The sequence below is a fragment of the Koromonas humicola genome (assembly GCF_059726255.1).
In genome coordinates, this window is the sequence record NZ_AP040873.1 from 120,751 (window position 1) to 140,717 (window position 19,967).

Consider the following 19,967-nt stretch of genomic DNA (forward strand, 5'->3'; position numbering starts at 1 on the left):
AACTCAAGCTGCCTTCGCCTGTGCATGCAGAGCTTTCATAAGATCACTGCTCACCGAATCCGGTAGAGCGATGGTCTTGTAGCCCTGCATCTGCACATAGACATTTCCGTCAGCATCGACTACGTCAACGGCATAGGTACCTTGCTCCACATTCGGAGTCACCACCGCATACAGCGGATGTTTACTCTCCGTGTTTCGCAATACTGTGACGCGTTCAACGTGTTGCGGCAGACCCATCTTGCCGTTCACGCTGATCTCCCACAGTCCTGCCGTCTGGAAGCAGAACTCGATCAGTCGTGGAGCGGCGGCCAGCGGACGGTCAGCGGGATGATGATGTGTCGGCAGGTTCGCCGTCATCTCGCCGACCATCCGCTGTTTCTCCTCCCACGCCTTGGCCATAACTTGGTAGGCAGGACCGTGGAAGTAGATGTGATAGATATCTGCTGCCGCAATCGGCAAGCCGGTTGTCGCTGCCTTCTCAGTCGCGGCAATTGCTTCGGGCGCCTGCTTCGTAAGAATCACGCGACCGGTGAAGTGCGTTGTGATCTCGGGCTCCGGATTCTTCGGCAGTGTCCTGCTTCCAATCAGCTTGCAGTCCGCCACCACGGAATCTCCGCGCTGCGAAATCACGGCTTCCACTCTCAGAGTCCTCGGCTGGCTTCTATAGAACTTGAACGGAGCGAGGAAGTTCACATTTTCCAGCGCCTCTACATGCCAACCTGGCATCATGACCTGTGCCGCTTCAGCAAAGGCTTCAATGCCCATCACTCCCGGCAACACCGGAGTGCCGCCGATTTGGTGATCGTGCAAAAACGCCTGTTCCGTTGGGTTCAGAGTGGTCTCAATGACGAGTCCGTTGTAGAGGCCCATGCTGGTGACTTTCCCGATCATCGGTCCGTGCTTTGCCAGAGTCTCGACTGCTGCCGGATCGACGCCTCCAGTCTCATCCCACTCATGCACCAGGATGCCCAATCGCTGTCCTATCACGATTTCGCCACGCGTTCCGCCGTAGGTCAGTTCGCGGCGGATCAGCGGAATGCCCGCTTCTGGAGGCAGCATGTCGATACCGGCCAGTTCCATCATTTTCGGAATCGAGCCACGCGTCGCCATTCCCATTCCGCCCCACGCCGTCCAGTCGATCACGATTCCCCGAGTCGAAGGCCGCGTAGTGCGGAAGCTGGAAGTCGTCTTGCACAGCAGATCGTTGGCCGAACTGTAGTCTGCCTGCCCTCCGTTGCCAAAGCGTCCTGCAACCGAGCTGAAGCAAACAGTCGCACCCAGTGGCATGTTCCCAATGCCTTTGAGCAAGTTGAACCAGCCATCACACTTCACGTCGAAGATCAGGTCAAACTCACGCGGATCTTTATCCGGCAGGAAGTGACTGCGCTCCATGCCCGCCGCGTGCAGCAGAACATCGACTCTTCCATTGCGCTGCCGCACCTGCTCCAACACTTTGGCAACCGCCTCTGCATCGGTCAGGTTCACGCTGAAGTAGTGCACCGTGCCGCCAGCGTCGCGCACGGCGTTGATTGCCTTCAGCGCCGCTTGCGCCCGCTCCAGCCCCGCGAGTTCTTTCTCTACCATCACCGGAGTAGCGCGCACGCCGCTTGCCTGAATGCGAGCAAAGATTTGCCGCTTCAATGCTTCCTTGTCCGTTGAGAACAGCTTGAGTTCCGGGTTGTTCGGATCCGGCTCCGGCACCAGGTCGAGCAGATAGAACACACCGCCCGAAGCCGACGCCAGATCGGACGTAATCGCCGAAACAATTCCGCCCGCCGCGCCTGTCACGACGAACACCGTGTTTGCATCCAGAGTCAATCCGGGCTGACCATCCGCCGCAGGCTGTTCTTCCAGACCCACGCTCCAGCGCTCGGTTTCCTTGTATCCAACTTCCACCGTGCCGGGATCGCGTAGAGTCTCATTCATCAGGTTCTGCGCCATCTGTGCGGCATCACGTCCCAGTTCGAAATCAACTGCCTTCACCAGCACGTGTTCGCGTTCGCGCTTGTAGGTCTTGGTCATGCCAACCACCGGACCGCCCAGAGGCGCAATCGCTCCGGCTTCGTCATAGCCATGCTGTCCACCGAGCAGCGTCGCGGAAACCAGGAACGTGCCCGGAGCCGCGATCTGCTCGTACAGCGTGCGCATCGTGTGATACAGCAGCTTCACTCGAACCCGCAGAGCCTCACGCCACGCTGATAAATCCAGTGTGCGCAGACTCGGCTCTTCGTTCAGCGCAACCAGCCAGTACACGCCCTGAATCGGACCCGAAGCCGCCCACGCTTTCAGTTGTGCGTTCAAGGTGTCGGCATCCGGAGTGCCTTCAATGCGCAATACCTCTACGCCGAGTTTCTTTAATTCTGTGGTCAGCGCGTCGGCTACGCCGTTCTTGTCCGGCATCAGCACCACTCGCGATCCCGCGCCCAGTGTCACCCCTGTCGGCTTACACGCTGCCACCGGAGGCCGCAGAATTGGAATCGGCACCCTGCGCGGAACGCTGTTTGCCGCATCCAGCGAGGCCAGAGGAGGACGTGGCTTTGCAGGCTCCGCCTTCATCGAAACCTCGGTTGCTACACCCTTGGACTCAGGCTTCTCAGATTGGGGCAGAGCTACCTGCGCGGCTCCTTTTGCCATTCCCGGCTGTCTGTCATACGCGAACTTGATTACGTGATTCAGCGTCGGGAAGTCGTGCAGCTTCAAGTTCTCGTCACGCGGAATATTGTATGCACCGCGAATCGCCGCCAGCATTTCAGCCTGCTTCACGGTATCGACACCGAGGTCAGCTTCGAGATCGAGGTCGAGATCCAGCATGTCTTTCGGATAGCCAGTTTTTTCGGCCACAATCTCCAGCACCTTCTCTTTGATCTCCTCCTGCGAGATCAAAGGCACTGCTGGAGCAACTGCTGCTGGCGCTTCGACCGGAGCCACTGGTATTTCAGTGGCCTCACTCTTCGGCTCGCTGTTTTCTGGTGCAGGTACGGGCAGAGCCTCAGCCTTTACTGCCATCCCTGGCTGTCTGTCGTACGCGAACTTGATCACATGATTCAGTGTTGGGAAGTCATGCAGCTTCAAGTTCTCGTCACGCGGAATGTTGTATGCACCGCGAATCGCCGCCAGCATTTCGGCCTGCTTGACTGTGTCAACGCCGAGATCAGCTTCAAGATCAAGGTCGAGATCCAGCATGTCCTTCGGATAGCCAGTCTTCTCAGCCACAATCTCCAGCACCTTCTCCTTGATCTCCTCCATCGAGATCAAGGACGTTGGCGATGGTGCAGGCGTTTCTGCAATCGGAGCAGGTTGCAGTGCCGCGCTCTTCGGCTCGCTCTTTTCAGGTGCAGGTACGGGCAGAGCCTCTGCTTTTGCTGCCATTCCCGGCTGCCTGTCATACGCGAATTTGATCACATGATTCAGTGTTGGGAAGTCATGCAGCTTCAAGTTCTCATCACGCGGAATGTTGTATGCCCCGCGAATTGCCACCAGCATTTCGGCCTGCTTGACTGTGTCAACGCCGAGATCAGCTTCAAGATCAAGGTCGAGGTCCAGCATGTCTTTCGGATAGCCAGTCTTCTCAGCCACAATCTCCAGCACCTTTTCCTTGATCTCCTCGACCGAGATCAAAGCCACCGCTGGTGCAACGGTTGCTGGCGCTTCGACCGGAGCGGGTGATACTTCAGTGGCTTCACCCTTCGGCTCGCTTTTTTCTGATGCAGGTACGGGCAGAGCCTCAGCTTCTACTGCTGCTCCCGGCTGCCTGTCATATGCGAACTTGATCACATGATTCAGCGTTGGGAAGTCGTGCAGCTTCAAGTTCTCGTCACGCGGGATGCCGTACGCGCCGCGAATTGCCGCCAGCATCTCGGCCTGCTTGACTGTATCCACACCGAGATCCGCCTCAAGGTCGAGATCCAGATCCAGCATGTCCTTCGGATAGCCAGTCTTCTCGGCTACTATCTCCAGAACTTTCTCGCGAATCTCCTCAACACAAATGCGAGCTACTGGGGGCGCTGTGACAGGTTCACTCGCGGCAGTCGCGATCGGAGCGGCTTCCGCAGCAGCAGTTGTCGTTACTACCCCTACGGTTGCGGCGGAGACTCCTGCCGCTGCAGCCATGGCCTTGGCTGGCTCTGCTACTTTGGGTGCCACAAGATCCGGTCGCTTTTCGAGCACAAAGTCGATCACCTTTGCCAAGGTCGTGTAGTCACGCAGCTTCAGGTTCTCGTCGCGCGGAATATCGAACGCCGTGCGTGCGGCGACAAACAATTCAGCCTGCTTGACCGTGTCGATGCCGAGATCGGCTTCGAGATCGAGATCCAAATCCAGCATCTCCTTCGGATACCCGGTCTTTTCGACGACCATGGCCAGGATCTGCTCTTTCAGTCTCTCTCTGGCCCCGTTCGCTTCTGTTAACTTCTGATCGCTCATGGTCTCCTCCGTTGCTTCTGGAGTTGGCGATTGAGCGCCAAGCTCCGGGGTCTGCTCATCCAAGGTTTCGGTGAGCTTCTCGTGTTCTACCGTGAGTGTCGTTGCGGGATCGGCTACAACCTCGGCCACTGCCGTCGTTGGCTCGACAGCAATTTCTAACTGTGGCACTGCTACCGGAATTTCGATCACCGCTTCCGCCTTCGAAGCCTGCTTCGAAGCTGCTGCCTCAATGGCCGAAACTCGCGCATCACGCACGCGCAATGTGCGACGGACGACTTCCAATTCCGCGCTATTGCCGCCCGCGATTCTGGTCAGCCATGCATTCCAAACTTCCGGAGCAGTGATGCGATACTCATACCCGAGTGCATTCGGCTGGCGACGTGTGCCATCCTGGGTTTCAATCCAGCGCAGCAGCAGCATGCTGATCTGCGAGCCGAAGCCCGCTGCCAGCCGCAATGCATACTTCACCGGATAGCTGCCGCCTTTCGACAGATTCAGCGCACCCAGCTCCGGATCGATCTCCTTGAAGTTGGCTACGGGAGGCACCTGTCCGGTTTCGAGTGCTTTCACCGCGACTACATCCTCGATGCCCGTGGCCATTGCGTGTCCGGTGAAGCCCTTCGTATTGGCGATCACGATGTCATCGGCACGCTCGCCAAATACTCGTCGAAGCGCGTTGATTTCAGCTGAAGCCGAGCCACCGCGTGCGGGTGTGTAGGTCTCGTGTGAGATGAACACCATCTCAGGAGCAATCTTGCTGCGGGTTATTCCCTTTGCACTTTCGGCTCGCGCCACCATTTCTTCCATCACCTGGCCGATGTGTTGCACATCGAGCCGCGTGCCATGGAAAGCGCTGTTGGCTGTTGCCGAGCCAAGCACTTCGCATATCGGTTGCAGTCCGCGTTCTGCCGCAGCTTCTGGCGTCTCGATGACCAGAGCCGCAGCGCCCATTCCCACGATCATGCCGTGACGGCGACGATCGAAAGGAAGTGCAGCGGTGGTCACGTCTTCGTCAGTTGCTGCTGCGCCCGTCACCAGGAAGCCTGTGCCCATCCACCCGAGCAGATGGTCCGAAGTGACGTCGTCAGCGGAAACCACGATCACCCTGCGGCACCGGCCTTCATGAATCCAGTCCTCGGCTATTGAAATTGCCTGGGTAGTGCTGGCGCACGCAGCATTCACCTGGGTGTTCGGTCCGCGAGCGCCAATGAACTCGGCAAATTGCGAGTGACCCATCGACAGCACTTTGAAAAGGAAGCGCCGATCGAACGTGTACCTGTTCTGCTCTACCTCTGCGCGTGCCTTGTCGAGTTGCTTGCGCAGTTCAATGCCGAGAGCCGAGTGCCCATTGAGTTGCTGCGCTCTCCCGCACAATGTCTCGAGCAGTTCCACCTTTTGGCGACGTGCAACGTCGGCATGGTAGCGTGCAATCTCATCAGCAAAGTAATTACAGCCTGGGAACGCAGACGCAAAGATCACGCCCGTTTCGTCCCGCAGGCTTTCGGGCAGCATCCAGCGGTCAAACAGCTTTGTGCCCTTGCTTGTCGTCTTGTAGCGCATCACCAACGGAATTCCCGCATTACGCAGCGCGTCGATTCCTGCGGCGATCGCCAGAGCCGTCACTCGATCCAGTGCAGCCGCACGCTCGGTCGACACTCCAAACTCGGAGACCACGTCGAACTCGCCGCCGCGTCCTGCCAGCTTGATCACCTCATCGATGTTGTCGATCGTTTCAAATGCGCCACCGCCGTCTTCTCCCTTCACCAATCTCGTTACATGCTTGTCGAGCATGTCTCGACGAATGTTCATGGGGATCGGATGAATGAACTGATCGCCGTTGAGAATGCGGCCTACATTCGCGTCATCAAAAATCCGTTCGGTGCCCGGCAGACCAAGAGCTGCACCGGTGATCACCACCGAGGACTTCGCCCGCACCGCAGGTTCATCCTCTTCCTTGTGCTCTGGAGAAACGTGCTCCGGAGCGCTGTTCGCCGCAATGTTCTCGGCCTTCGGCAACGCCTCAAGAGGTTCTGCCGTTTCTTGCTGCGCAACCGCGACTGGCTCTGGCTGAGGTTCCAGCGCGACTGCTTCGGCCTGCGTTTTGCTATCGCCGATCTCTGCTACCTCTTCGGCTTCGCCTGCTCCCAGTCCCGCTGCATACAAGCCACACAGCGCCTGGTTGAAGGCCACCACATCTCCCAGCTTGGGATGATTTGTGAAAAGTGCAACCACGTCTCCGCGATCGCCAAGCACGTCATCTGCAAATCCCTGGAGAGCTTTCTTCGGTCCCGTTTCGACGAAGACGCGAGCTCCAGCGTTGTACAGAGTTTCCAGTCCCTTCACGAATTGCACGGGCGAGGCGACCTGCTTTGCCAGCACCTCGACCATTTGCTCCTTCGTTTCGGGATCCATCGAATAGAACTCGCCGCTCACGTTCGATACCGTCGGCAGCTTCGGAGGGGTCAACCGCAGCCTCTGCAGCATTCGCTTCAGTGGTTCACTCGCCCCCGCCACAATCGAGGTATGGAACGCGTGGCTTACCGGTAATGGAACCGCGTTGAATCCAGCCTTGAGGAATGCCTCTATCGCAGCAGTTATGGCTTGCGACTCTCCGCCGATCACGGCTTGGCTCTTGCTGTTGATGTTTGCAATTACGACGTAGCCTTCGATGGTCTTCAGGATGCGCTCGATCTCCGCCAGTGGCGCAAACACTGCCGCCATGCCGCCGTTGTCTCCGAGTGAAACCTTCGTCATCTCGCGGCCACGAGCGCTCACCGCCTCCATTGAGTCATGGAAAGGAAGTCCTCCGGTTGCAACCAGCGCACCGTACTCGCCCACGCTGTGCCCCATCGCCATGTCGGGCTTGATACCGTAAGCCGCCAACAGACGCGTCATGGCTACGTCGGTGGCGATTACCGCGGGCTGCGTAATCGCGGTCTGCCGTAGATCGTTCTCCGCCTGCTCGACAGCTTTGGGATCGTCGCCATCAATGAATATAAATTCGCTTAGCGGTTTCCCCAGCAGCGGGGTAAGAACCTCGTCGGCCTCCTTGAATGTGTCCGCCACAATCGGCTCTGCTGCTCGCAGTTCCTTCATCATGTTCACGTACTGCGAACCCTGCCCCGTGTACAGGAAGGCAACCTTTGCCGCCGGTCCCTGCCCCCGGAAAATCCCCTGCGCGCGCAGAACTTTCCAAATCGCTGGCTGGTTTGCGGCCAACGCCTTCAGTGCCTTCCCAGCTCTGTCCGCCAGCTCAGCCGCATCACCATAATCAATAACAATGCGCTCAGGGGCCTTCAGGTCTGCGACGTCCGGTGCTGCCACCGCTGGAGCCTGTCCGGCTGCAGCGTCCTTCTGCACTGTCTGTAGTCGCTCTTTCAGAGCTGCCACGGACTCCGCCCCAATCACCAGCGCACCCCGCAGCGGTGCCTTGCGCGAACTCTTCGGCTTCGGCTCGTCTTCATGCGATTCGGCCCTCACTGATTCGGGTCCCATCTTCGCCTCTACTCCAACGGTCGGGTGCCCCACGTTCGCACCCGCTGTTGGTGCTAACGTGGGAGCCTCTGCGTCAGCGCTTGCGTCTGCACGCACTGGCTCACCTGCACTCGCCGAAGCAATCCCGGCGCTTCCTGCACTCGCAACCGGAGCACCGCCAGTGATCGCCGCCACATCTCCCACAGCCATCAAATGCTTGCCGTTCAAGCGTCCTGGAATGTGTTCCTCGATGACCATGTGGAAGTTCGTTCCGCCAAATCCAAATGCACTCAGACCACCGCGACGAACTCCGTCCTTCGGAGTCTCCCACGCTCGCAGTTCCGTGTTCACGAACAGCGGTGAATGCACAAAATCGATTCCGGGATTCGTGCGCGGACAATTCACGCTCGGCGGCAACACCTTCTCATGCAGTGACAGTGCGGCTTTCAGCAGACCAGCCGCAGCGGCTGCGCCTTTCAGGTGTCCGATGTTGGATTTCACCGAGCCCAGCGCAACCGAGCCCGTTGGCAGGTTGAACTCGCCCAGCGACTTCATCACGCTCTCTACTTCCACTACATCGCCCACTTTGGTCGAGGTTCCATGCGCCTCGATCATCGTTGCCGTCTCGGGAGAGAGCCCTGCATTGTTCCACGCGCGCTCAATTGCGTACTCTTGGCCAATTGGGTTTGGAGCCGTGATGCCCTTGCCCTTGCCATCGCTCGCACCGCCAATTCCGCGAATCACCGCATAGATCTTGTCGCCATCGCGCTCCGCATCTGCCAACCGCTTCAATACGAAGATCGCCGCGCCTTCGCCCATCACGAATCCATCTGCGCCTTCTGCAAACGGCCTTGTGCCTGTTGCCGAGAGTGCCCCAATCTTGCAGAACTTCACAAACGTAGGCGCGCCCATATTGCGATCGATTCCGCCTGCGATTACCGCATCGAAATCGTGCGACGCCAGTCCGTTGATCGCAGCTGTCATGGCCGCCATTGTCGATGCGCATGCCGCATCAGACGTGAAGTTCGGCCCATGGAAGTTGAAGATGTTTGCGATTCGTCCTGCGAGGCAGTTCGCCAACTCGCCGGGCATGCTGTCTTCTGTAATGGTGGGGAAGCGTTGGCCAATCCGCTTGTGCAACTCGCGCGTGATCTCTGCCTTCAATGTTTCGGGCAGTGATGCAAAACAATCGACAGCCTTCAGTTCTTCTTCAAACTCGGGATAGTACACGCGCATTGCGGTGAGATAGTGTTTCTCGCCCGCCATCGCATTGCCCAGGATGACTGCTGTGCGGTTCAGATCCAGCGGCCGGTTCGGATACCCGTAGTCTTCCAACGCCTCGCGCGTACATGCCAGTCCCCACTGTTGCGCTTGATCCATCGCCTTTGCAACGAGCGGCGGAATCGGCATTTTCCACTTGATCGGCTCCCATGCAAATTCGCGCACCCATCCGCCGATTTTGGAGTAAGTCTTGTCTGGAGCACCGCGATCTTCGTCGTAATAGAACTGCGGATTCCATCTCTCAGGCGGCACTTCGGTGATGCAGTAACGTCCAGTCTTAATATTGTTCCAGAATGCCGCCACGTTCGGAGCTTCGGGTAGGACTGCTCCGGCTCCAACTATAGCTATGGCACGGTGAGCTGTGTCTTCCATGATGACGCTCCTCATGATTGCGAATAATGCGCATTGCGAAAAATGTATCCGGCCCCGCTTCACACTGCGTGGGCCGGATAGCTAATGTCACGTTCAATGACAACTACACGGCCGCACGTTTCGCGACGCGGTTGTAGAGCACGTCGGCGACGTAATCCATATCCCCCAGCAGACCTGCCTGCGCACGGCGGATCGCCGGCACCCCGATCAGCGTCTCGAAATTCGCGATTTCAGATTCCTCAACGCCGCCAGCGCCACACAGCCAGCGAAGTCCTTCCTCTGCCACCTTCAGTGCTGCTTCGCGAGCAAAGATGCGGCTGATTGCAGCCAGCCCCTTCGTCTCAAAGCGGTCGCTCGATTTTTCGTTGAGCTTGCCTTCTGCCATCAATGCCGCACGCCGCGCCAGGCTTCCAGCGCACTCGGCATAGGCGATCAACTCACCCAGCCGCAGCAGTATGTGCTGATGCCGCGTCAGTCTTGTCGTGCGCGTCTTCTCCAGCACTTCGGACAAAGCATGCAGCGCCATTGCCACATTGCCTGCACCTACTTCCGGATGCTTTGCGTGCATCTCTTCAAACTTCTTCGCCTGCTCGTGGTAGTACTGTCCGCGCGTCTTCAGGTGGAGCTGCCAACGGTCGCGTGCAATCGTCATCTCCATGATTTCCGACGTGCCTTCGTAAATCGTGGTGATGCGCACGTCGCGCTTGATCTTCTCCACCATGTACTCGTGCGTGTAGCCGTAGCCGCCCAGCGCCTGGATGCTCGCATCTGCCGCCATGTTTCCGGCTTCAGTGGACATATACTTTGCCACTGCGCCTTCCGTGTTCAGGAAGCCCTCGCCCGCATCGATCCTCTCGGCTGTTTCCTCAATCGCAGCGCGACCAGCTTCGAGTCTCGCCACGTGCGGAACGATCAATTTGTGCGTGTAGCCCTGCTTCTCCGACAGCGGAGCTCCGGCCTGAATGCGCTTTGCCGCATAGGGAATCGCGCGATCCAGCGCCGCCCATCCTCCGCCCAAACCAAACGCCGCCACCATCAATCGCGTATAGCCAAACACAGCCTGCGCCTGCACCAGTCCTTGTCCCTCAACGCCGCCGATCAAGCGGTCGGCATCGACATAGACGTTGTCCAGCGCCAGCGCTGCCGTGTTGCTCAGGCGAATGCCATGCTTGTTTTCCGGCTTGTCTTGCTTGAATCCCGGTGCGCCCTTCTCCACGATGAACCAGCTCGGCCCAGCGGGAGTTGCAGCCAGAATCGTGTAGGCGTCAGCAATTCCACCATTGCTGATCCACTGCTTCAGCGCGTTGATCTTGTAGCCGACGATCTTTCCGTTTTCTTCCACGCGTTCTGCCGTGCTCTTCAACGCGCCCAGATCGCTTCCTGCTGCCGGTTCGGTCGCGCCGTAGGCAAAAAGGATTCCCTCATCGGCAATCTTGCCCAGCCACTTCTTCTTCTGTTCCGGCGTCGCACCCACGAAGATTGGATCGCTGCCGAGGAACGTCGCCAGAACGGCTGTCGCAACGCCCAGATCGATATGCGCCATCTCTTCGCACACGCAGTACACGTCAAAGGCGCCGCCGCCAAATCCGCCATATTCTTCGGGGATAAACAGCAGTTGAATCCCGAGTCCATTGGGATCGCACATGCTGTGAATGGTCTCCAGCGGACACTCATCGCGCTCGTCCAGAGCGATCAGTTCCTCATCGGGTAGCCGCTTCTTCGCAAAATCCCTCAGCGACTTCAGGCTTAGCTTCAGAGTCTTTTTTGTAATCATGGCGCGCCTCTATTTCACTGTCTGGTGATGTTCATGGAGCTTCGTTTTTAACTCGGGCAGGAACTCGAGCAGATCGTCTACCACGCCCACATCGGCCACCTGGAAAATCGGAGCCTTGGGATTCTTGTTGATCGCGATGATGAACGGATTGCCTTTGAGTCCGGCCAAATGCTGGAAAGAACCGCTGATGCCGCACGCCATATAGACTTTCGGCTTCACCGTCTGTCCTGAAGATCCAACCTGTCGCGACTTCGGAAGCCACTTGGCATCCACTACCGGACGTGAGCAGCTCATCGCCGCACCCATTTCCGCCACGAGTTCTTCAACCATGGCGATGTTGTCCTGCTCCTGCACGCCGCGTCCAATGGACACAAGCACCGGTTCTTTGCTGATGTCCACGTCGCCTGTTTCCGGAATGATCGTTTCGAGATAGCGCCGTCCGGCACTGAGCGCGCCGACTGCCGATGACTTATCGACCACGGTCCCATTTGCTGCCGCTGCGGCGGTCGCCTTGAATGACCCAGGCCGAATGTTGATCACCGCGCCTGCCGAGATGTCCGCTCGAACATGCGCGCTCACCTGTCCGCCAAACTCCTGGCGAACTGCCTTCAGCGTTGCTCCTTCCACGCCTTCAATTCCGACGACATCCGACACGAAGGCCGCGTTGAGCTTCACCGAGAGTCCCGGTCCCAGATCAACGCCGAAATGTGAATGAGGCAGCAACACGATGCTGCCCGCAGGAATAATGGTGACGAGGGCTTTGCGAATCAGTTCGGCGTTCGGGTACGCCAGTGCGTCGTTCGACACCTTCCAGACTTCCGCGTAGCTGCTCTGGACCTCTTTGCAGGCTGTATCCAGTTCCGCTCCCGAACCGCAAATAATGGCCGTTGGTGTTGCCGTGGCGTCAATTGCCTTCGCCGCTACCAGCAACTCCGCCGCGGTGTCGTCCACCACGCCGTCTTTATGAACGATGTATGCAAAGATGCGTGCCATTATTTCAACCCTCCTTTGGACTTCACCAACTCGATCACCTGTTCCACAATCTCTTCGCGGCTGCCCTTCAGAATCTCTGCGCCCTTGCCCACGGCTGGAGCGAAGTAATCCGTGCGCACCACCTTCGGCGCAAACTTTCCGGCCACCCCCAGCTCCGTCGCGCCCAGCGTCGGAATCGGTACCGAAGCTACCTGCCGAATTCCCCTCATGCCGACATAACGTGGCTCGTTAATTCCTGTCTGGATCGAGAGCACGCAAGGGAGCTGCATCTCGTTCATCTCTTTGTTCCCGCCCTCGACTTCGCGGCTCACCTTCAGCTTTCCCCCATCGAGAACTTCAATCGCATTCACCAGGGAGGCAAATGGGTAGTCGAGCATAGCGGCCAACATTCCGCCCACCTGCGCAGCTCCGTCCTCAGCCTGCGCACCAGTCAGAATTAGGTCAAACTTGTTCTTCTCGACATAGGCTTTCAGCAGCGCGGCGACCCCGGCACCATCCGATCCTTCGAACTTTTCGTCCGAGATCAGCACGGCATTCTTCGCGCCCATTGCCATCTCGCGGCGCAGGACTTCTTCGTCCTCTTCGCTTCCCACGGTCACCACGGTCACATTGCCGCCGTGTTTTTCCGCGATCTGGAGAGCTTCTTCAACCGCGTAGTTGTCCCATTCGTTGACCGAATAAACGAGGTCGTCGCGCTCGATGTCGTTTCCGGCACCGTTCAGTGCGATTTCGTTCTCGGAGGTATCAGGCACTCGTTTAACGCAGACTAGAATTTCCACTTCATCCTCCCCGATAAAAAGGCGATTGATTGCAGTTTGCCGAACCGTATTGCTGCTTCGTTTCGGCCGTAACAAGTTCCTTCTGATCCGTTGCCGGAGTTCTTCTCACCATTTGCTTGTCGACAAGCTCTGCCAGGTCGATGGCCGTCATCTTGCCTTCCATGCCTGCGACCTTAATGGCGTCTTCCATATTCACCATGCAGAATGGGCAAGCGGTCACAATTACGTTTGCACCCGCTGCGGCTGCCATCCGCACGCGCTTCACACCCATGCGCTGTTCTTCTTTCGGTTCGTAGAAGAGCATCAGCCCGCCACCGCCACAGCAGAACGAACGGTCTCGCGAGCGTTCCATCTCGACGCGCTTCAATCCCGGAATCGAGTCCAGCACCGCACGCGGCGCGTCATACACCTGGTTGTGCCGCCCCAGATAACACGGGTCGTGATATGCGTAAATGGCATCCTTGTTTTCGACTGGGTTGAGTTTGATCTTTCCCGTCTCGACTTCGCGCGCGATGAATTCGCTGATGTGCTCCACCGGAGGCAGGTCTTCGTAGTCTTTCTTCAGAGCGTTGTACGCGTGCGGATCTGCGGTGACGATGCGCTTCACGCCTGTGGCCTTGATGGCCTCCGTGTTGTGCTCGCGCAATTCCATGAACAGCGTTTCTTCGCCGAAGCGTCGCACTTCGTGCCCACTGTCTTTTTCCGCCGCGCCCAGCACTCCAAAGTTCTCGCCCGCATTGTTGAGAATCCTTGCCGTCGCTCGCCCAATTGCCTGAATGCGATCGTCATACGACGTGATGCTGTCCACGAAGTAAAGCGTGTCGGCCGCCACGTCCGTCTTGCCGTCGAGAACCTTCACCTGGCACTCGGCGCGGAACTCCTTTGCCAGCGCCCACTCGGCCCGCTTCTTCTCCATCTTTCCGTAAGGATTTCCGCGGCTTTCGAGAGCCTTCAGAGGCTTCTGCATCGATTGCGGTACGTTGCCTTCGTCCACCATGCCGCGCCGCAGATCGACAATCTTGTCGATGTACTCAATCATCAGCGGACATTCTTCTTCGCACGCTCCGCACGTCGTGCACGACCACACTTCATCTTCCGAGTAGATTCCGCCAATCAGCCCTTGCCCGTTTGCCTTTGCCTTGCTGAACACCGGGTAGTGTGCGAACGCGTAATCGCGCGCCTTGATCGTCAGGAACCTTGGTGACAGCGGCCTGCCCACTGCGTTTGAAGGACAGTTGTCCGAACAGCGTCCGCAGTCCGCGCACGTGTAGAAGTCCAGCATGTGCTTCCACGTGAAGTCCTCGAAGGTCTTCACCCCGAAGGATTTCACTTCGTCCAGGTTTGCTACATCCCAACGCACGGGCTTCACCTTGCCGCGATCCAGCTTGGCAAAGTACACGTTGAACAGCGACGTGATCACATGGAACTGAATGCCGAATGGCCGGTAGCACAGCAGGAAGTAGAACGTCAGCTCATGCACAATGCAGATGGTAATGCGCGTATTCATCAGTGCCGGAACCGACGCCGTTGCCATCGCTTTGTTCAGCATCCATGGCAGTGATAGGTAGGCCAGCGACTCCACTTCGCGCCCTTGCTGTGCATGCAGAGCTGCGTTACTTGCCGCGTAGACGATGTCACACGCCATCAGTACTGCGATCAGTCCCAGCAGGAAGATTGCGTCCGCCGGATGACCTTTGCCGAATCGTTCCGGCACTGCGTATCGCGCAGGCTTGAACACGATTCTCCGGACGGCGGCAACGATCATGCATAGAAACACAATCGTTGCCGACCAGTCTGTTAGCAGGTCATAAAAGTGACCCGCCTCCCCCGGAAATCCGAAGTTGTCCGAAAGCCCATAGATCACGAGCGCAAAGGAGCGCACCGCGAGCGTGATGAATCCGCCGAAGATCAAGATGTGCAGAAGTCCCGCGCCCGGATAGCGAGGATGCTTCCACTGCGCCAGCCAGTATTGGAAGACCTTCTGCGTTCGCTCCCAGAATCGGTCGAATCGCACATCGCTCTGTCCATGAATTAGTGGAATCAGGCGCTGGGCGACGATGTAGGAGAAGAACGCCAGTCCGAGAACATGAATCACAAGGAACAGCACTTTAGCCGGATCCAACCATTCGGAAACCTGTGTCGTTGTATAAACTGCTTCAACCATAAGGCCCTCGTCTTCTCAGCAAGTTCCACTAACGTTGTTCACTCATCCGGTGCCGGCCCCGCACGGCTTATAGCGGGATATTTCCGTGGCGGCGTTTCGGCCGCACTTCCTGCTTGTTGCTTAGCGTTTCCAGAATCTCGATCAGTCGCATGCGCGTCTCGCTCGGCGTAATTACCGCGTCCACATAGCCGCGCTCGGCTGCGACGTACGGGTTGTAAAACTCCTTGCGGTAGTTATCGAGAACTTCCTGCCGCTTTGTTTTCGGGTCTGCAGCTTCCTTGATCTCGCGTCGGAAGATGATGTTTGCTGCTCCCTCGGCTCCCATCACGGCGATCTCAGCCGTCGGCCAGGCAAGCGTGATGTCGGCGCCCAAGTGCCGCGAGCACATCGCGATGTACGCGCCCCCGTAGTTCTTGCGCGTAATCAGCGTCATCTTGGGCACGGTCGATTCCGAGTACGCCCACAGCAACTTGGCCCCATGGCGGATCACGCCACTCCATTCCTGATCTTTGCCGGGCAAGTATCCCGGAACGTCAGCAATGGTCAGCATTGGAATGTTGAAGCAGTCGCAGAACCGGATGAAGCGCGTAGCTTTGTCGGACGAGTCCACGTCTAGGCAGCCCGCGAGCACGTTGGGATTGTTCGCGATGATGCCGATGGTGTTTCCATTCAGCCGCCCAAAGCCCACCACCATGTTCTGTGCGAAGTAATAATGAGGTTCGAAGAACTCGCCGTTATCGACGATCGCCCTGATCACCTCATGAACGTCATACGCAGCCGCAGGGCTATCTGGAATCACCGTGTCCAGTTCTGGTGCGAGCCGCTCTGGATCGTCTCCCGTCTCGACCTTCGGCGGATGTTCTTCGTGGTTGCTGGGCAGGAACGAAAGTAGCTTGCGGATCTGCATCAGACAGTCGCGGTCATCTTCTGTGGCAAACTGCGCCACCCCGCTCCTTGTGTTGTGAGTCATTGCGCCGCCGAGGTCTTCCTGCGAAATCTCCTCGCCAAGCACGGCCTTCACGACTTCGGGCCCGGTGATGAACATGTAGCTGGTCTTCTTCACCATGAAGACGAAGTCGGTCATCGCCGGTGAATACACCGCGCCACCCGCGTTTGGGCCCATGATTGCCGAAATTTGCGGAATCACTCCCGAGCAGATTGAGTTGCGATAGAAGATCTCGCCAAACCCGCACAGCGAATCGACGCCTTCCTGAATGCGTGCTCCGCCGGAGTCATTCAGCCCGATGAAGGGAATGCCAGCTTTCAGCGCGAGATCCATCGTCTTGCAGATCTTTTTGGCGTGCATCTCGCCCAGGCTTCCAGCGCGAGAGGTGAAGTCCTGCGCAAAGGCGGCTGCTGGCCGACCATTGATCTTTCCAAATCCAGTGATCACCGCATCGGCCGGAATCTCCATCTTGTCGATCCCAAACTTTGTTCCGCGATGCTTCATGAACATGTCGGTCTCACGGAATGTTCCCGGATCAAACAGCAGCTCCATGCGTTCGCGAGCGGTCAGCTTGCCACGCTCGTGTTGTGAAGCGACGGCTTCACCGCCGCCCATCTCTTTCACTTCGCTCTCGCGCGCGTGCAGGTCCCTGATCTTTTCTTCCACTGCTCCGGTCTTCAATTTGTAAGCGGCAGTTCTCATCGCTCTTTCCTCTCTCCTGTAATGCAGGGTGCCCTACCTTCCGGGTCGTCCGGACGGCAGGGCCCTTCGCACCTCAGCCGATCACAGCCAGCACAGCGCCCTTTGCCACCTTGTCGTTCTCTTTGCATTGAATGGACTTCACTGTGCCTGCCACCGGAGCCGTGATGAGGTTCTCCATCTTCATAGCCTCAAGAATCACAACCACGTCGCCCGCTTCCACTTCCTCGCCTTCATTCTTTTCAAACAGCACGACCACTCCCGGCATGGGAGCTACCAGGCGGGTCTCTGTTGCGTGGCCATTGCCCTTGGAAGGAGTAGCAATGGTTTTTTCCGAATTGACTGTAGGCGGAACCGCCACTACTGCCGCCGTTGTCGCGGCACTCACCTCGGTCTCAACTCTTTTCATCGCTGCAGCAGAAGCTTCAAACGGCATACTTCTCTCCTTCGAACATCGATTTGGCCCGATCAATCTCGGGGCGCAAAGGGTCGCAGTCGCGCAGATGTGCTCTCTTACGCCAGAGGCGGAGGTGTGAGACACAGTCATGCGCGGCATCTTCCGGATGCCGAACAAGCAACGTGCCAGCGCCTTGAGGTTGCTGTGTGTATGTGGACAGCTCACCTCGACAGCACTCGACTCACATTGCAGCTTTACGTTCTAGTGCTTCGTTTTTTGAGGGGTACAGGAGGATGGGGCGCGAGACCTCGCGCTGAAGCCCGACTTCTACAACAGGGAATGGTCCGAACTCAAATCACCGATCGCAATCTGGACCTATCGATCGTTGTTCGTACCCACGTTTGGCGTTTTCTGCATTCATTAAAGCGCTCGGGAAACCCGAACTTTAGAGTAAGTATGATCTATCTGTCCCGGTATTACCGACGCCAACCGTTGACTTCCGAGCTTGCTACTTCCTACCCGTGTCCTCTTATAAATGAAGCCCTAAGTCGTCCGCTAGCCACAGTTCCGGCAGCGGAAAAACGGCCATCAGTATGCGTTAATCTGTGCTTATGTGGGGTGACCTCTGGATTACATCTGAATTACCCGTCAGTGTCCTTGACTGTTGTAATGAAACGAGTAAATACTTCATGCGTCGAAAAGCCGCTTTCTCGCATTTCCCAAACTGGAGCGGTTATGCATAACGGAGAGTCCCGATGAACACTGCAAAGTCTCACCGTCTCCGCTTTTCAGATTTCGTTGCCGACCTCGCTACCGGCGAGCTTTTTAGAGATGGGACCAAGCTACAACTACAGGAGAAACCTTCCCAGATCCTCGCCCTTTTACTGCAACGTCCCAAAGAACTCGTAACGCGCCAGGAAATCATAAGCAAGGTCTGGGCCAAGACCTACGTAGAGGGTGATCTGTGTCTGAACGTCGCCATCCGACGTTTGCGTTCGGTCTTAAATGACACGGCCACCCACTCCAGCTTTATCGAAACCGTGGGCAGCCACGGCTATCGCTTCATCGCCGACGTCCATCGCGCAAACGGTTCGGGCACCATCACGCCCAGCCGCAAACATCCGCGAGTCGCTGTCTTTCCGCTGCAGTCCGCTCCCGAATCCAATTGCGCCTCTTTCGGCGGAGCCATGACCGAGCTGATCATCGTTGAGTTGCGGCGCATGCATCCCTCGCTGTCGATTGTCACTCCCGAATTCACCACCGAGCGCCGCCGCAAGAGCAAGAGCAAGGCGTCCATCTGTCGCGAAGTCGCTGCCGACTACATGCTGGTCGGTGAGGTCTCCACCGCCGAAGGTCAATTGCGCATCATCGCCCGCCTGCTCAAGGTTCGCACCCAGAGCTGCGTCTGGGCTGACAGCTATATGCGCAGCATGAGTGACCTGTTCGCATGCCAAATCGAAATTAGCCGCAGGATCGCCTCATCGCTTCTGCAGGCGATTCCCAGCTCCATGCACACTTCGCATCCTGAATCGGTTCCCCCTGCGGCGTACGAGACTTACCTCCGGGCCTGTTCCCTGCGCTCGCGCTTGTCCGAGGAATCGCTCAGCCAGTCCATACCTCTGTTTGAGGAAGCTGTGCATGAGTGCCCACAATTCGCTTTTGCCTGGACCGCACTGGCCAACGCGCATTGCATGATTGCCCGCCTCGGAATGGCTCCATCGAGTCGCAGCTTTCCCCTCGTCAAGAGCTATGCCGACAAAGCTCTTGCCCTAGAAGATCATGCCGAGGCCCGCACGGCGCTCGCCTACTATCAGTTCTTCTACGAATACGATTGGGAAGCGGCCGAAGCTACATTCCTCCGCGCACTTGCCCTCGATCCCCGCTACCCGCTTGCCGTCGGAGGTTACGCGCAACTGCTCGCCGCGCTAGGCCGGCACGAAGAAGCGGTTTTCCTCATGCGACAGGCTTGCGAGTTGGATCCCTACGCCAGCTACACGGCCATCATGTTCGGCTGGTCGCTCTACTACGCGGGCAATTATGAGGAATCTCTTGCCCAGCTTCAAAAAGCGCTTGAGATGGACTCATCCCAGTGGATCGGCCACACCAGTGCCGGAATGGTTCTTGAACGCATTGGGCGCATGGACGAGGCCATCACCGAATTTCGACTTGCGATGGAGTACTCCGACAATAGCTCGCTCGCTCGCGCACACCTCGCCTACGCCATTGCCCGAAAAGGCGATACTGCGGTTGCCACAGCCATCATTAATGAGCTGATCGAGCTTCGAGAATCCCAGTACTTCAGCCCTTACTGGATCGCCGTGATCTACGCCGGACTCAACGACTCAAGCAAGGCGCTCGAATGGCTCGAAGTTGCGGCGCGCGAGCGCTCCGGCTGGATCGTGTTTGCCCGCGAAGATCCCAAGTTCGACATCCTGCATTCCGACCCGCGTTTCCATCGAACCGTCGCCGGAATCGCTCCTTCGCGGGAAACTGCCGTGCCTGCATAGAGCTCTGGAAATTGCATCTACTTCGGCGTAAATTGTTGGCGGCTTCAATCGTCTTTTGTATTGCAATCAGCAGTGGGAGACGTGTGTGACAAAGCTGAACACAAAGTCCACGTTGACACTTTTGTTGGCACTCTTATTTCTCTTCACAGGTCTTCGAGA

The 19,967-nt window shown here is 57.6% G+C and carries 8 protein-coding genes; 1 reads left to right on the forward strand and 7 read right to left on the reverse strand.

Annotated features, from left to right (window positions below; all coding sequences use genetic code 11):
• Positions 1 to 3: 3 nt before the first annotated feature.
• The 7 genes from AC6IZD_RS00570 to AC6IZD_RS00600 all read right to left on the reverse strand — a co-directional run bounded on the left by AC6IZD_RS00570 (position 4) and on the right by AC6IZD_RS00600 (position 17,340).
• Entirely contained in the window at positions 4 to 9,549 is a 9,546-nt protein-coding gene (locus tag AC6IZD_RS00570) for an SDR family NAD(P)-dependent oxidoreductase (RefSeq protein WP_497785729.1), read from the reverse strand.
• A 103-nt stretch (positions 9,550 to 9,652) separates the two neighbouring features.
• The gene (locus AC6IZD_RS00575; protein ID WP_497785730.1) at positions 9,653 to 11,323 is read right to left on the reverse strand and encodes an acyl-CoA dehydrogenase family protein; all 1,671 of its coding nucleotides are present in this window, start codon (positions 11,321 to 11,323) and stop codon (positions 9,653 to 9,655) included.
• A 9-nt stretch (positions 11,324 to 11,332) separates the two neighbouring features.
• Positions 11,333 to 12,316 (reverse strand): electron transfer flavoprotein subunit alpha/FixB family protein, encoded by a 984-nt coding sequence (locus AC6IZD_RS00580; protein WP_497785731.1) that lies wholly within the window; start codon positions 12,314 to 12,316, stop codon positions 11,333 to 11,335.
• Positions 12,316 to 13,095, reverse strand: coding sequence for an electron transfer flavoprotein subunit beta/FixA family protein (locus AC6IZD_RS00585; protein ID WP_497785732.1), 780 nt, complete (start codon positions 13,093 to 13,095; stop codon positions 12,316 to 12,318). The genes AC6IZD_RS00580 and AC6IZD_RS00585 overlap by 1 nt, the downstream gene beginning before the upstream one ends.
• 1 nt (position 13,096) lies before the next feature.
• Entirely contained in the window at positions 13,097 to 15,259 is a 2,163-nt protein-coding gene (locus AC6IZD_RS00590; RefSeq protein ID WP_497785733.1) for a heterodisulfide reductase-related iron-sulfur binding cluster, read from the reverse strand.
• Between the two features lie 67 nt (positions 15,260 to 15,326).
• Positions 15,327 to 16,907 (reverse strand): acyl-CoA carboxylase subunit beta, encoded by a 1,581-nt coding sequence (locus AC6IZD_RS00595; RefSeq protein WP_497785734.1) that lies wholly within the window; start codon positions 16,905 to 16,907, stop codon positions 15,327 to 15,329.
• A gap of 73 nt (positions 16,908 to 16,980) precedes the next feature.
• Positions 16,981 to 17,340 (reverse strand): acyl-CoA carboxylase biotin carboxyl carrier protein subunit, encoded by a 360-nt coding sequence (locus tag AC6IZD_RS00600; RefSeq protein WP_497785735.1) that lies wholly within the window; start codon positions 17,338 to 17,340, stop codon positions 16,981 to 16,983.
• A 716-nt stretch (positions 17,341 to 18,056) separates the two neighbouring features.
• Between AC6IZD_RS00600 and AC6IZD_RS00605 the strand changes: the two genes are divergently transcribed.
• Positions 18,057 to 19,808, forward strand: a complete 1,752-nt coding sequence (locus AC6IZD_RS00605; protein ID WP_497785736.1) for a winged helix-turn-helix domain-containing protein — start codon at positions 18,057 to 18,059, stop codon at positions 19,806 to 19,808.
• Positions 19,809 to 19,967: the final 159 nt, after the last annotated feature.

Bases quoted from the DNA above. Each gene is read 5' to 3' on its own strand.
- AC6IZD_RS00580 (WP_497785731.1), bottom strand. From the start codon at position 12,316: ATGGCACGCATCTTTGCATACATCGTTCATAAAGACGGCGTGGTGGAC.
- AC6IZD_RS00600 (WP_497785735.1), bottom strand. From the start codon at position 17,340: ATGCCGTTTGAAGCTTCTGCTGCAGCGATGAAAAGAGTTGAGACCGAG.
- AC6IZD_RS00595 (WP_497785734.1), bottom strand. From the start codon at position 16,907: ATGAGAACTGCCGCTTACAAATTGAAGACCGGAGCAGTGGAAGAAAAG.
- AC6IZD_RS00605 (WP_497785736.1), top strand. From the start codon at position 18,057: ATGAACACTGCAAAGTCTCACCGTCTCCGCTTTTCAGATTTCGTTGCC.
- AC6IZD_RS00570 (WP_497785729.1), bottom strand. From the start codon at position 9,549: ATGGAAGACACAGCTCACCGTGCCATAGCTATAGTTGGAGCCGGAGCA.
- AC6IZD_RS00590 (WP_497785733.1), bottom strand. From the start codon at position 15,259: ATGGTTGAAGCAGTTTATACAACGACACAGGTTTCCGAATGGTTGGAT.
- AC6IZD_RS00575 (WP_497785730.1), bottom strand. From the start codon at position 11,323: ATGATTACAAAAAAGACTCTGAAGCTAAGCCTGAAGTCGCTGAGGGAT.